Raw genomic sequence first — 13,934 nt, 5'->3', positions numbered from 1 at the left:
CTTGGAGAGGTTAGAAAAACTCTTCTCGCTGACAATTATAGCATTTGTTTGGTGCTATAAAATCGGAGATTATCTAGTATAGGGGTTAATTAAACACATAACAAACTATTAAATACAAAAAAGGTCGAAAAACCAATAAAATAAGGACTTCACACGGTTTTGTGTTTTTTGTACAAATATAACAATTGAAAAAAAATAGGCGATTAAATGCCTAATATGTACCAGTTAATTAATGATTAATTACCGAAGCAAGTTTTTTATATGGAGCTAATTGTCTTATTAGCTTTGATAGATACCTTAAAAACGACAAAAGCCCTAAAAATAGGGCTTTTCTATACTTCGAACAATAAGACTAGTATAATGAATTCTTATTGAGCGTTGCCCGACCCACGAGCCTGACTTGGTTTTGGTGGGACTTCTACCCACAACTTCCAATCCGTAGAATGACGCTCTATTCAATTTAAGACTTACAAAACCCAGAGCAAAGATATAATAATTTTTAAAGAAAAGAGGAATTTACTTTATCCTGCCAACGTTGTTGACGATAAAGAACAATTTTTAGGTCTGACTCACTCAATTCGTCTTGTAGCTTTTGCAGGGATTCGATAAACCACTTTCTTTCTTCAAGATACTCAAGGCCTTCAGGAGCTTGCAAAGCCGATTTTTTCGTGTAATATTCCTCAAGTGTCATCATAATATATGTGTTTAGTATTTATCCTTTGTAGTTACCTTCGTGGCTTATGATTGCTTCAATAGTTCTACTAGATAGAAAGAATTTATTTGCAACATCCTGAATAATAGCGTCTATTTTGTATTTTGGGTGCTTTTTTTGCATTTCATAAAAAAACTTTCGCACCTCTTGATTACGTTTGCTTAACAACTCTTTGCGGGTTGGTTTGTCTATTTTTTCATCTGATTTCATTGTGTAAATGTATAAAAAAAATACACATTTACAGAAAATCTAAATTCTCAATTTTTGGATTTGTTTCTAGTTTTAGTTTGTAGTATTCATCTAAATATTTGTCAATCAATTCTTTTGTTAAATTAATATGTTCGTCTATAAATTTCTTAAATTTTGTTTCTCCATTCTGCTTTATGTAAGATGTTGAGTAAGTATTTGTTAAACAAGTATATAATTCCTTTTTCTCATTTTCATCAATCTCTCTTTTAAATTCAGTCACTAGTAATTTAATGATATTAAAAAGCCATTTTTGCATTCTCTCATACTCCATATTTTGTAAATAATAATAAGTGTAATCAACATCTTTATTATCTATACTGTCTTTTCTATTAATACCTATTGTTTTGTGGAAAAATGTATCTTTTTCAATAGATGGTTGTGTGTATTCTTGTGTAATTAGATGTACACTATTATAGCCTGTAATTATTTCTTTGTAATCATCATTAAAATATTTGATTAATTTTTCAAATATTTTTTTTGAAATTTCAATATTTTCATTTTCAATTTTAGCTATTGTACTTCTGCTAACCCCCAGTATATCAGCAAATTCTGTTTGTGTTTTCGCCTTACTTATTCTAAATTTTTTTAAGTCAAACTTATCCATATAAAATTGTATAAAAAAATGTGTAATTTTTCTTTTTAATGTGTAATATATTTATACATTTGCTACATAAATATTAAACAAAGTTAATATATAAAATTACAATTGTATGGAAAAATTAGAAAACATATCAAAAAGAGAGATTTGGTTACGGGCTGGAGTATCTCCAAAAACATACGATAAATATTTAAAAGGAGAAATTTTAAGGTATAAAACAGCAAAAAAAATAAAAGATACAATAGCAACAATCTTAAAAGAAATTAATGAATTAGAGAGTGAATTATCAAATTTTTAGTTTATGTACTATATTCCATTTAATTCTATTTTAGATTATACCGTACCATTTAACACCATAACAGATGGGTGTAAAAAATATCGTCAAGGCAAATCAAAATCGTGGGCTAATAAAAAAGACACGAATGACAAACGAAAAGTCTTAATTGATATTGATAGCATACCCGAACCTACTCGCAAAAAATACAACATTCCTACAGGAAGAGAATATTTTGAACAGGAGGAACTAGACCGCTACACTGCTACACAGGAAAAAATACAGAAAGAAAAGGAGTTAAGAGCCGATGTAGAAAAATTGGCTTTGCACGATGCTTATAATAATGGCTATATGCCATTTGTGGCAATGTATAGAGAGCGTTACTCGTATAACAGAACTATAAAGGATGATGTTGCGGTTCTATCGGCTAGAGAACACGCCTTTTGGGTAAAAATGGTAGAGGTTACAGGTACAAAATACAAAACCTATGACGGAGGTTGCAAACGTGGTTTTAATCTGTATATGGAGCTAAAAAAAGAGCTTGTTTTTACAAAAGACTTTGCCAACGAAAACTATTTCAGAATACTGCTTTTGAAATTTAGAACCAAACTTTTAAAAGAGCAAAGCATTGTTGATGTTGTTGTAAATGGTCATAAAAAACCAAGAGAAAAGAAAAAAACAAACGAGTTTCACAAAGGTGTTACAATGGCTTTTTTGAGCCACCCGAACAAATACCCTTACAGAGTTGTAACCGATCTAGTGAACCATCATTGTATAGAAGAAAACCAACCCGAAATAACCGAAAGTTGGGTAAAGTTCCTAATGGCGAGCGATAACCATTTTAGAACGTTTGTGATGGCGTCAAGGAATGGTAATAAATTCACTACTGATAATCTTTTTGCATTTGCAGTTAGGAAAACTACACCATTCCCCGCCGATTGTTGGATGATTGACGGTACACCAGTGCAGTTTTATTGTTGGAACGAAAGCAGAACCAAATCGGTACGCTTGAACCTCTTTGTGATAATAGACGTTTGCACCCGCAAAATCGTAGGTTTTGATATATCCTACAGCGAAAGCAAATTTGAGATTATGAACGCACTTAAAAATACGGTTATGATGGAGGGGCATTTGCCTGCCGAAATTGTATCGGATAATTTTTCTGCTTCGAAGTCAGAGGAAATAATGACTTTAAAGGCACAAATGGAAAAAATTGGCACCATTTGGCGACACGCCAAAGTGGGAAACCCACAAGATAAAACCTATGTAGAGCGGTTTTTTGGTACGTTTCAAAGTGTTGAATGTGCTTTGTATGATGACTACATAGGCGAAGGTATTACCAGTAAAAGAGATAACAGACGTAATGCAGAACATCTTGAAAAAACAGTAAAAGCCAAAGGATTGCCTACATACAGCGAAATGATAAGCCGTATTGTTACAATGATTACCAAATACAACGAACGTGCTAAAACGGCTCAAAAATCGCCTTTGGAAGTTTACAGAACCCTGCCAAAACCAAACGCAAAAGAACTAGACAGTGTTAGAACCGCTTTACTGTTTTGGAAACGAACCAAAGTAACCGTAAGGCGTGGAATGGTTAAAATAATAATAAAGGAAACACCCCATTTTTATGAGGTGTATGAGAACCATTTAAAAGCCGAATTACAAGGTAAAGAAGTCTATGTAAGATATGATGAAAACGACCTAGAATGTATAATGTTATTTGACAAACTAACTGACTTGGTTATTTGTAAATGTAACAAATCTTTAGAGTTTCACACAGCGCAAGTAAATAGAAAACAGGAAGATATAGAAAACACCTATAAAACCGTTGCCAAAAACAAAAGCTACGAAAAGTATTTAAAGGATGGAAAAAACACCATTATTGATAATGGATTGAAAGCCATCAATAAGGAAAACCTAGACCTAATACACCCGCTGATGTTGGATAAAAACAAGATTAACGAAAAGGAAAGTTTAGAAGTACAGGAATACTATTTGAATGTTTTTAAAATCGCAAAAGGCGATGAGGAACAACCCCAGACGAAACCTTTGGGAACAATACACCAAAAGGGAGTTATAACCGATTATACCGATTTATTAGAACAAAAAAAGCCCCAGAAGGGCTTTAGTAAACCAACACTAGCAGGTGTTGATAAATAGATTTTAATCATCAAAATCAAGTGCAAAAGTATGAAAAAAAATGAATTACAACAGGAAGTTAGGGAGTTAGTTACAACTCACTTGCAACAAAAGAAAATCAGTCAGAACAAACTGGCTGAAATGATTGGTGTTAGCAGCGGAACTATTAGCAATATTGTTAATGAAGTTTGGGAGCGGTTAAACGAAAGTATGTTATTGAAAATAAAAAGTTTTTTCAATACCAAAGAGTGGAATGTTATAGAAACGTACAATTATGCCACTATTCATTTAGCTTGTAAAGAGGCTAGAGAATACAATAAAATGATTAGCATAATAGGTTATTCAGGAGCGGGAAAAACAACCGCTTTGCAGTATTACTACCAAAAAAACACTAATACTTATTTAGTAACCTGCGGGCGTTCGATGCGAACCAAACAGCTATTAAGCGAGATATTAAAAGCGTTAGGTATTAGTTTTTTAGCCAGTGATTACGAAATGATAAAATTGATAATCGAAGAATTAAACAAAAAAGAAAGTCCGCTTTTGATTATTGATGAAGCTAGTAAATTATCGCCAACGGCTTTAATGTATTTGCAAGATATATGGGACGGTATAGAAGACAATGCAGGAATACTAATAGCAGGTGTTGAATATTTATTAACCAACATCAAAAAAGGTGCAGAAAAGAACAAAATCGGAATGCCTGAATTTTACGGACGTGTTTCAAAGTGGATTTATCTACAATTGCCCGAAAAGAAAGAAATAGAAGCCATTTGCATAAACAACGGATTAACCAATATGGAGTTAATAAAATCAATGCACCGCATAGGAAGTTTTAGATTAATGAGAAACGTAATTAATAACCATTTAAACACTATTTAAACGATGGAAAAGACAACGCCAATTAGAGAATATAATAAAAATGCACTTATTGATATTGCAAAACATTTAGAGTTTAGCGACTGGGAAAAACAACCAGTTATAAAAATTATTACACACCAAGATTTTAACGATTTGGGATTGAATTTATTAACAATCCTAACCGCTATTGAGTTTATTGGTTTTAATGGACAAAGTCAAGATTTAGGCACTTGTGCGGGATTGGCACAAATTGCACAAAAGCTATTACCTATGAATGAACTGGATTTTTTAGATAGTTTATTAATCAAAAAAGAGGGTAACAAAGAAGTATTTTCAAAAATCGAAAACTTATAAAAATGAAAACAATATTTAAAATAGAAAAGGTATTGCACCACAGCGAAAATATGGAGTTAGTCTATATTGAAATCAGGATTAAAATTTTAGGGCAAAACGTATTAAGTTATCGTTTGCAACAAAAAACAAAACTATCATTATGGGCTTGAATAAAAAGCATTTACACATCAAAGAGGTTTTGAAGTTGTATCATCAAGGCGTCCCAAAAAAGAGCATTTCCCTAAAAATTGGTATAACCGAGAAAACAGTGGCTAAATGGATTACTGAATCCATAAAAGTAAAAGACAGCCACGAAACAAGGATTACAGCCCTTGAAAAGGAGTTAAAAGAAATCAAAATTAAATTAAATAAATATGAATGAAATTTTAATGTATGGAGAAATTGGGTTTGGAGGCATAACCGACACCGATTTTATTAACCAATTAAACCAGTTGCAAGGTCAAGATATTAAGGTAAGACTTAATTGTCCTGGTGGGGATGTTTTCCAAGGTTATGCAATGTATAACGCCATAAAAGACCACGGACAATGCGATATTTATATCGATGGGTTATCTGCTTCAATGGCTACTATTATTATGCTGGCAGGACGTAAAATTTACGCTTCAAAAAACGCTATGATAATGATACACAACCCGAGTGTTGGCGGTTATAATGGCGATAGCAAAAAATTAAAATCGGTTACGCAATTACTTGACAAAGTGAAGCAACTGGCAACCGATAGTTATTCAGAACGCACTGGAATACCTATTGAGGAATTGTCTGAAATGCTCGATGAAGAAACTTGGTTAACAGCACAAGAAGCTCTTGAAAAAGGATTTATTGATGAGATAACCGATGAAGTTTTAGAAACTACCTCCCTTATAAATCAAAAATCAAAAACGCCAAAAATGGTGTTTATGAATTACAAGCAAAAGGAAAATACCGTCCCAAAATCATTGACATTAATTTTAGGCATTCCAAATGAGAGTAATCCAGATGCTATTTTAAAGGCTATTAGTTCGCTAAAAGATAGAAACGTATCACTCGAAGCCGAAAACAAAAGGATTAAGAACCAAATCAAAACAGAGCAAAGAGAGGAGGCAAAAAAAATAACTGCACTTGCTATTGAAAAAGGAGTTATTAATAAAAATTTAGAGCGTATTCAGTTAATGGCTTTTGATACTGATTTTAAAAAGACAAAAGAAGACTTAACAAACGCAATAAATGAGGTTGTAGGTTATAATATTCAAATGCAAAACCACAAAGTAATTAGGGAGATTGTTTTGGGTTCTAAAGCCACTACAGTAGAAGCAAACGCAATAAAACCTAGAAGCGAATGGAATTTAAGGGATTACCGAATGAATGCCCCTAAAGAGCTCGAAAGCGACCCCGAACTTTACAAAAAACTGGTCAAACAAGAATTTAATAAGTAGGATATGTTTGTACTAGAGGGTAAAGTAGAAATAGGCAACTTTATTTTTAATTCAGTAAATGAAATTGAGATAACAAAGTCCGTTGAGGAATTGGGAGATACTGCCATTATAAAATTCCCAAACCGCTTTAAAGTGAAACAAAACGGAACTCAAAATCTTACAGAAGAGGCAATAAAGATAGGCGATAAAGTAATTATTACTTTGGGTTATGAAGGTAAATATTCAGGTATAGAGTTTACTGGTTATGTAAAAAAAATAAGCCCTAAAATACCTCTTGAAATTCATTGTGAAGATGCTATTTGGGTTTTACGTCGCAAGAATGTTGTAGGGAGTTGGGTCGAAACCACTTTAAAAGAAATTTTAAAAGAGGTTGTAAAAGATACCTCTATAGAGCTTGCTGATAATATTCAGGATATGAAATTAGATAAGTGGATAATTAAAAATGCAAACGGTGCGCAAGTTCTCGAAAGTATTAAAAAAGATTTACTTATGTCGATTTTCATTAATGATGAAGGCAAACTCTATTGTGGACTTCAACAACTTACAAATATCGGGCAAACGGTAGTTTATGATTTGAATTACAATTTAGTGGCTAATAACCTCGAATTCAAGAGCAAAGAAGATAGACGTATAAAAATAAAATTTACCTACATAAGTTCCTCAAACAAGCGAACCAGTATAGAGATAGGCGATACTGACGGAAACCAAGTAGAATATAACACTTCTGTTGTATCAGATGAAAAGCAATTAATAGAAATGGCAAAGGCAGAACTCGAAAAACTAAAATATGATGGTTTTAGTGGCGATGTTGTAAGTTTTCTAATTCCGTTCGCTACAAGAGGTATGAAAGCTAAAATAATAGACAAAGAACACCCCAATAGAGAGGGAAGTTATTTTATTAAAAAAGTGGTTACCACTTTTGGAATGAGTGGAGCAAGGAGAAGAGTAGAATTATCAAATAAATTATAAATTTTTAAAATCAATTATTATATGAGTACATTAAACAAGCAAGTTTGGATAAGCCAAATTATGGAGAATTTTTATCCTGAAGCATCATTTTTAAATTATGCAAAGGATATGACGGAACACGTTGAAAACGACAAAATCAATCTAGCCGATTGCGGTTTTGATCCTGACGTATTAATAAACAATACAACCTATCCAATTCCGATAGTTCAAAGAGCTGATATGCCTTTATCTATCGAATTAGATTTGTATGAAACTGAAAATACATTAGTAAGAAGTCCCGAAGCCGTTGAGTTGGCTTACAATAAGTTAGAAAGTGTTATTTACGGTCATAGAATGACTTTAAGAGCAAAATCAGGACAAAAAGCAGCTCACGCATTCGCTCCAAATTCTGATACTGAAAACACCCCAATTTTAGTAACAACAGGCGACAATAACGGCGATGGTTTCAAAAGATTAATACCAGAGGATATTTTGAAGCTAAAAAAGAAATACGACCTACTGGACGTTCCTTATGACAATCGTTATTTAGTATTAGACCCTAACCACGTTGAAGATTTGATTTTGTATGATTTAAAGGCGTTCAAAGATATTACAGACTTTAAAAACGGACAACCTACTAGGTTTGCGGGTTTTAATATTTTGCAATATACCAAAACTGCAAAGTACAATCTACTAGCAAAAACAAAATTGCCTTGGGGTGCGGTTTCTGATGCAAATACTACTTATGGTTCTTTCTCTTTTAGTTCAGAGGAAGTAATGAAAGCCGATGGAAGTGTTAAGATGTTTGAGAGAATTGACGACCCCGAATTGAGGGCTACAGTTGTAGGCTTTGACAAAAGGTTTATTGCGTTACCGATTAGAAATAAAGCAATCGGTGCTATTATAGCAGGTAAAATATAACTTCTCACGGTATTAATATAGCAACCTAAAACCGCTCGATTTGAGCGGTTTTTTTATTGGGTATACTATCTATATTTGTTATTTTAATCACTAACTTTTTATCTTTAACAAAAAATCGATTATACTAGATGAAAATGTAAAACAAATAAAAATAAAAACTCATGGACGAAGAGCTGTAAGTGTAGTTAAATATGGATTAGACTACTTGTCAAAATTTCTTTTGACTGGATTAAGTCTTTGGAAATATGCTTGTTTAGCTTTTTTGTCATGTACTGAAGACAATACTAGTAAAACTTGGCTTTATGACATTTTAAGTTCAATCAATGAAATAGAAAGTTATTATATTGATACTCCAAAATATTTGAAATTTATCAAAATGATTTAAGAACAAAAAGAGCAGTTGAACGAAATATTGAAATTATTGGTGAAGCGATGAACCGTATCTTAAAACTTAATAGTGAAATTGTAATTTCTAACTCGAGGAAAATTGTCGATGTTAGAAATAGAATCATTCACGGATATGATTCGGTTTAGGATGATGTAATTTGGGGAATTGTAATTAGAAATTTACCCGTTTTACAAAAAGAAGTCGAAGAATTACTTGGTGAATAACAAAGAATTTCATTAAACACTCGCAGCTGTTGCGCAACCTCTTCAAAAATTTAATATTCACAATAAATCATAATAAACAACCTCGCTCAAAGCAATGTAAGCGAGGTTTCTTTTTTGCTTGCTTCTAATTTAGAAAAATACAATAGCTTAAAAGTCTGTTTTAAGCGGTATAAATTCCTGTTGTCTTTAACCTATTTAGTCACAAAATCCGCCTCGAACAGTTGTGTCAAATGCTTGATTATTTTTGCTTTTACTTCGGCTTCAGGTACTTTTTCGACTCCCAATTCTACGTGCAACGAGGTGACTGCTTTGCCCCTGATGCCACATGGAATAATATTATCAAAATACCCCAAATCGACATTGACATTTAAAGCAAAACCGTGCATGGTTACCCAGCGTGAAGCGCGAACGCCAAGCGCACAAATTTTTCGAGCAAATGGGGTTCCTACGCCCAACCAAACGCCAGTTTCGCCCTCGCTCCTACCACAGTCTAACCCGTATTCTTGCAAAGTCAAGATGATGGATTCCTCCAGAAAACGCAAGTATTTATGAATGTCTGTAAAGAAATTTTCGAGATCCAGAATAGGATACCCCACAATTTGTCCGGGACCGTGATAGGTAATATCGCCACCCCGATTGATTTTGTAGAAAGTAGCAGCTTTGGCTTCGAGTTGCTTTTCGTTTAATAATAAATGATTCAAATCGCCGCTTTTTCCTAACGTATACACATGCGGGTGTTCGACAAAAAGGAAATAATTAGGCGTCGCCAGAGTCGTTTCCTCTCTCCTATTTTGGATTTTGAGATTGACAACACCCTGAAATAATTCTTCTTGGTAATCCCAAGTGGTTTTGTAATCTTGAAGCCCTAAATCTTGGAGTTGGATGGTTGTATTCATTGCCTATTTTTGAATGGCAAAGTTACGAAGTTTTTACTGATTTTGCGTGTAGGAGATTTTGCTGATTGCATAACAAATTACCTGTTTTTTTAACATCAAAAAAAAAATAGTTTTATAAAATCATTCACCATGCAAAACATTTAAGGTCATATAAGTTTAAAACTAAAAACGAATTAAACCAATAGTAAACAACACTATTATATGACCTTACATAACTTAAAAAACAAAAAGGTTCTTTATTTCATGGTTCGTAAAATGAAATTTGTCATGCGCCCGATTTTGCATTACCGCATTCGCTTTTAAAAACACACCACAGATTGCTTTATTTACAAGACTCGTTTGGGTTTGGACTTCAACAGAAAATACCAATAGTCGCTCACTCGATGGAAATCCTATGGATTTATTCTTGTTGCAAAATCACATTGAGATTGGTGATTTCGGGATGTTGCAAAAAATCGGATAATAAGCATTCTAGCACAACGGTTTTTTTATCAGCGCTAATCACTGCTTTGGGATTAGAAACGGATTGTATTGCTTTTGGGAAATGATAGTTCAAGATATAGGATTGCCGCAGGTTGATCTTGGAAAATCGGTTCTTGTAATTTTCCACCTCGGATTGTTGCTTTTTTAATTCGGTTTCATTGGTAATTGTTACCGTTCGTTGGAATTGATTTCCATCAAAAGCGTATTGGATAACATAATAATGTTCCTCGGCACTTAAGGCATAATTGTGCTGTAAATCACCCGTATATTCTTCGGTTTTGTAGAGGTCTGGAACTTCGGTTAGTGTTGCAAATTTTTGAGAAAGTGTGGTTCGGTATACTTTCTCGTAAGCATTTTTTTCGATGTGCACTTTTACGGCATTGTATTTTTGAAAAACAGCTTTTTCTGCTGATGTAAGTTTCAAAAATGTTTCCTTGTATCGCTCTATAAAACCATTAAAAACATAGGTTGTATCGACAAACTCTTTTTCTTTCGAATAGTTTTCGCCTGCTAATTGTATATAACTTTGCTCGTCCCGAAGCTTGCTTATTTCGATAGTGCCACTCCCATCAGCATGGATATCAATGGTTTCCAAGACTTGACAACTTGTTGCCAGAAAAAGTAGCAGAAGAGAAAGATAGCGTTTCATACGGAGATTTAGGATTGGAATTACAGCTTTTAAATTTCAAATATAACTGTTTTATGTGCTTTATCTTGCTGTTTATGAAAACGAAAACTGTAGCCCAGATAGTAGTGGAAAGCCCACAGCGAAAAACCCTATTTTTCTTGCCAGAAAAGAGCGACCAAAGGAAGCTCCTTTTCTGGTTTAGAAAAATAGGGTTTGTAGCGAGGACTTGCAACGGATAGCTGGATTGGCTCCTAAATAATAATGAGATTAGTTGTGCCGTTTGGGTAGTGCAACAATGGAGACCTGACAAATAGCCTATCAGCCAGTTAGATAAATAGAACCGTCTGGAAATCAAATAGTCTAAAAATCAAAAAATCCATTTTTATACACTACCTTTGCAAAATATTTGAATTTAGAGTTATGAACAATATTGTTGCGATAGTAGGAAGACCTAATGTGGGGAAATCAACCCTTTTTAATAGGCTGATACAAAGAAGAGAAGCTATTGTAGATTCGGTTTCTGGAGTTACCAGAGATAGAAACTACGGTAAAAGCGAGTGGAACGGAAAAGAATTTTCGGTGATTGATACGGGAGGATACGTGCGCGGATCGGATGATGTTTTTGAGGGAGAAATCCGCAAACAAGTAGAACTAGCCATTGACGAAGCCGATGTAATTATATTTGTGGTCGATGTTGAAGAAGGCATTACCCCAATGGATGATGTGGTTGCGCGCTTGTTGCGTAAAGTGACAAAGCCAGTTTTACTGGCAGTCAACAAGGTCGATAATGCCATGCGGGAGAAAGATGCGCTGGAGTTTTACAACCTTGGATTGGGCGAATTTTATACGTTTGCTAGTATTTCTGGTAGTGGAACTGGTGATTTATTGGACGCCGTAATTGATGCTTTCCCTGTAAAACCAGAACCTGTTCAGGAAGAAGTGGTTTTGCCTCGTTTTGCGGTTGTAGGTCGTCCTAATGCTGGAAAATCTAGTTTTATAAACGCACTTATTGGCAAGGATCGTTTTATGGTTACCGACATTGCGGGAACTACTCGTGATGCTATTGATACAAAATTCGACCGTTTTGGTTTCGAATTCAACTTGGTCGATACGGCGGGTATTCGTAGGAAAGCGAAAGTGAAGGAAGATTTGGAGTTTTACTCCGTCATGCGTTCGGTTCGTGCGATTGAATATGCGGATATTTGTCTGCTAGTGATTGATGCTACTCGAGGATTTGAAGGACAGGATCAAAGTATTTTTTGGTTAGCCGAAAAAAACCGAAAAGGGGTTGTGATTTTGGTCAACAAATGGGACTTGGTCGAGAAAGACACCATGTCAACCCGTGATTACGAAGAGAAAATCAAAAAAGAGTTAATGCCGTTTACGGATGTGCCTATTCTTTTTGTTTCGGCTTTGACCAAACAACGTTTGTTGAAAGCACTCGAAGCCACTGTTCAGGTGTATGAAAATAGAAAACAACGCATACCAACTTCAAAATTCAACGAATTTATGTTGAAAGTAATTGAAGCCTACCCGCCACCAGCCACCAAAGGGAAATATGTAAAAATTAAATATTGCATGCAATTGCCAACACTCACGCCACAATTTGTGTTTTTTGCGAATATGCCGCAGTACGTTAAGGAACCATACAAACGCTACTTGGAGAATAAAATTAGAGAAAAATGGGACTTTTCAGGAGTGCCAATTGATATTTATATTAGAGAGAAATAATAGCAAATCCCATTCAAATCGAATGGGATTTTTACTTATAAAAGGGAGATTCCTTTTGGTCGGGATGACTGGATTCGAACCAGCGACCCCTAGCACCCCATGCTAGTACGCTACCTGGCTGCGCTACATCCCGTAAGTTTTCGAAAGTACTCTATTTTTTAAAAAATCCAAAAAGAAATAATTTTTTTTTTGGATTTTTGTTTCATTCCACTAAAAAGTGTACTTTTAGTTTTCTTATAAATTCATTTAGAAATGAAACTATTGGTTACCACTACAATTCAAGCCAGTTTAGAAACCGTTTGGCACTTTTGGACGACTCCCAATCATATTATGCAATGGAATAACGCTTCCGAAGATTGGCATACGCCTAATGCCGAAAATGACCTAAAAATTGGCGGAAGATTCAAATACACAATGGCGTCTAAAGACGGATTATTGTGTTTTGATTTGGAGGGAAAATATACAAATATCGACTATTTATCTGCTATTGATTATGTCCTTGACGATGGTCGAAAGGTCGAAATACGATTTGAAGAAACCATCGATGGCGTTCTCCTAACCGAATCCTTCGAGCCAGAAGACGAGAATCCCATAACCCTGCAACAGCAAGGATGGCAAGCGATACTCGACAATTTTACAAAATACACGAACCTTAATCACAACTAAAAAATGGCGACAATAAACCCCTATTTAATTTTTAACGGAAACTGCGAAGAAGCTTTTCTGTTTTACAAAACTGTATTTGGCGGTGAATTTCCGTATGTAGGAAAGTTCAACGAAATGCCAGCAGACGACAGTAATCCAACACTTTCAGAAGAAGATGGAAACAAAATCATGCACATAACGCTGCCCATAGGAAACGGATCCATTTTGATGGGTAGCGATAGCAACTCGGCAAGTGGTGCTGTAGCAATTGGAACTAATATTTCACTTTCTATAAACGCGCAAAGTAAAGCCGAAGCCGATGCCGTTTTTGACGGATTATCGGCTGGAGGCAATCCTTTTATGCCAATGAATCAAACTTTTTGGGGTGCTTATTTTGGCATGTTTGTCGATAAATTTGGCATTCATTGGATGGTGAATTTTGACGAAACAACTCATGAGCAAGCTTAA

The 13,934-nt window shown here is 34.5% G+C and carries 18 protein-coding genes and 1 tRNA gene; 13 read left to right on the top strand and 6 right to left on the bottom strand.

Annotated features, from left to right (window positions below; translation table 11 throughout):
• Positions 1-499: 499 nt before the first annotated feature.
• Genes FNW21_RS10845 through FNW21_RS10835 form a run of 3 tightly spaced genes read right to left on the bottom strand, consistent with a single transcriptional unit; the run spans position 500 to position 1,565 of the window.
• Entirely contained in the window at positions 500-694 is a 195-nt protein-coding gene (locus FNW21_RS10845; protein ID WP_144256762.1) for a hypothetical protein, read from the bottom strand.
• Positions 695-712: 18 nt separating this feature from the next.
• Positions 713-922, bottom strand: a complete 210-nt coding sequence (locus tag FNW21_RS10840; protein WP_144256761.1) for a hypothetical protein — start codon at positions 920-922, stop codon at positions 713-715.
• A 28-nt stretch (positions 923-950) separates the two neighbouring features.
• The gene (locus FNW21_RS10835; RefSeq protein ID WP_144256760.1) at positions 951-1,565 is read right to left on the bottom strand and encodes a helix-turn-helix domain-containing protein; all 615 of its coding nucleotides are present in this window, start codon (positions 1,563-1,565) and stop codon (positions 951-953) included.
• A 106-nt stretch (positions 1,566-1,671) separates the two neighbouring features.
• On the opposite strand from FNW21_RS10835, the gene FNW21_RS10830 reads away from it, so the two are divergent.
• From FNW21_RS10830 to FNW21_RS16740, 10 genes are all read left to right on the top strand, one after another.
• Positions 1,672-1,857, top strand: a complete 186-nt coding sequence (locus FNW21_RS10830; protein ID WP_144256759.1) for a hypothetical protein — start codon at positions 1,672-1,674, stop codon at positions 1,855-1,857.
• Positions 1,858-1,860: 3 nt separating this feature from the next.
• Positions 1,861-3,996, top strand: coding sequence for a Mu transposase C-terminal domain-containing protein (locus tag FNW21_RS10825; RefSeq protein WP_144256758.1), 2,136 nt, complete (start codon positions 1,861-1,863; stop codon positions 3,994-3,996).
• A 30-nt stretch (positions 3,997-4,026) separates the two neighbouring features.
• The gene (locus tag FNW21_RS10820; protein WP_144256757.1) at positions 4,027-4,857 is read left to right on the top strand and encodes an AAA family ATPase; all 831 of its coding nucleotides are present in this window, start codon (positions 4,027-4,029) and stop codon (positions 4,855-4,857) included.
• 3 nt (positions 4,858-4,860) lie between these two features.
• The gene (locus FNW21_RS10815) at positions 4,861-5,190 is read left to right on the top strand and encodes a hypothetical protein (protein ID WP_144256756.1); all 330 of its coding nucleotides are present in this window, start codon (positions 4,861-4,863) and stop codon (positions 5,188-5,190) included.
• 2 nt (positions 5,191-5,192) lie between these two features.
• Positions 5,193-5,339 carry a hypothetical protein gene (locus tag FNW21_RS16360; protein WP_185963922.1) on the top strand — a complete coding sequence of 49 codons (147 nt, stop codon included), beginning with the start codon at positions 5,193-5,195 and terminating at the stop codon, positions 5,337-5,339.
• Complete coding sequence (locus tag FNW21_RS10810; RefSeq protein WP_144256755.1) at positions 5,330-5,551, top strand: helix-turn-helix domain-containing protein; 222 nt, start codon at positions 5,330-5,332, stop codon at positions 5,549-5,551. The genes FNW21_RS16360 and FNW21_RS10810 overlap by 10 nt, the downstream gene beginning before the upstream one ends.
• A complete protein-coding gene (locus tag FNW21_RS10805) occupies positions 5,544-6,602 on the top strand; it encodes a head maturation protease, ClpP-related (RefSeq protein WP_144256754.1) in 1,059 nt (352 codons plus the stop codon). The genes FNW21_RS10810 and FNW21_RS10805 overlap by 8 nt, the downstream gene beginning before the upstream one ends.
• Positions 6,603-6,605: 3 nt before the next feature.
• On the top strand, positions 6,606-7,571 hold the full coding sequence (locus FNW21_RS10800) for a late control protein (protein WP_144256753.1): 966 nt from the start codon (positions 6,606-6,608) through the stop codon (positions 7,569-7,571).
• A gap of 21 nt (positions 7,572-7,592) precedes the next feature.
• Positions 7,593-8,471, top strand: coding sequence for a hypothetical protein (locus tag FNW21_RS10795; RefSeq protein ID WP_144256752.1), 879 nt, complete (start codon positions 7,593-7,595; stop codon positions 8,469-8,471).
• A gap of 357 nt (positions 8,472-8,828) precedes the next feature.
• The gene (locus tag FNW21_RS16740; protein WP_317129299.1) at positions 8,829-9,005 is read left to right on the top strand and encodes a HepT-like ribonuclease domain-containing protein; all 177 of its coding nucleotides are present in this window, start codon (positions 8,829-8,831) and stop codon (positions 9,003-9,005) included.
• A 269-nt stretch (positions 9,006-9,274) separates the two neighbouring features.
• Here the strand turns inward: FNW21_RS16740 and lipB are convergent, their stop codons facing one another.
• Both lipB and FNW21_RS10780 read right to left on the bottom strand, forming a co-directional pair.
• Positions 9,275-9,979, bottom strand: a complete 705-nt coding sequence (gene lipB / locus FNW21_RS10785; RefSeq protein ID WP_144256751.1) for a lipoyl(octanoyl) transferase LipB — start codon at positions 9,977-9,979, stop codon at positions 9,275-9,277.
• A gap of 400 nt (positions 9,980-10,379) precedes the next feature.
• The gene (locus FNW21_RS10780) at positions 10,380-11,111 is read right to left on the bottom strand and encodes a hypothetical protein (protein WP_144256750.1); all 732 of its coding nucleotides are present in this window, start codon (positions 11,109-11,111) and stop codon (positions 10,380-10,382) included.
• A 399-nt stretch (positions 11,112-11,510) separates the two neighbouring features.
• Between FNW21_RS10780 and der the strand changes: the two genes are divergently transcribed.
• A complete protein-coding gene (der, locus tag FNW21_RS10775; protein ID WP_144256749.1) occupies positions 11,511-12,821 on the top strand; it encodes a ribosome biogenesis GTPase Der in 1,311 nt (436 codons plus the stop codon).
• 56 nt (positions 12,822-12,877) lie between these two features.
• Here the strand turns inward: der and FNW21_RS10770 are convergent.
• A tRNA-Pro gene (locus tag FNW21_RS10770) sits at positions 12,878-12,954 on the bottom strand.
• 119 nt (positions 12,955-13,073) lie between these two features.
• Here FNW21_RS10770 and FNW21_RS10765 point away from each other — a divergent pair.
• Both FNW21_RS10765 and FNW21_RS10760 read left to right on the top strand, forming a co-directional pair.
• The gene (locus FNW21_RS10765; protein WP_144256748.1) at positions 13,074-13,487 is read left to right on the top strand and encodes an SRPBCC domain-containing protein; all 414 of its coding nucleotides are present in this window, start codon (positions 13,074-13,076) and stop codon (positions 13,485-13,487) included.
• Positions 13,488-13,490: 3 nt separating this feature from the next.
• The gene (locus tag FNW21_RS10760; RefSeq protein WP_144256747.1) at positions 13,491-13,934 is read left to right on the top strand and encodes a VOC family protein; all 444 of its coding nucleotides are present in this window, start codon (positions 13,491-13,493) and stop codon (positions 13,932-13,934) included.

The sequence above is a fragment of the Flavobacterium restrictum genome (assembly GCF_007097245.1).
Classification (GTDB): Bacteria; Bacteroidota; Bacteroidia; order Flavobacteriales; family Flavobacteriaceae; genus Flavobacterium; species Flavobacterium restrictum.
This window is presented reverse-complemented; position numbering and strand designations above follow the sequence as displayed.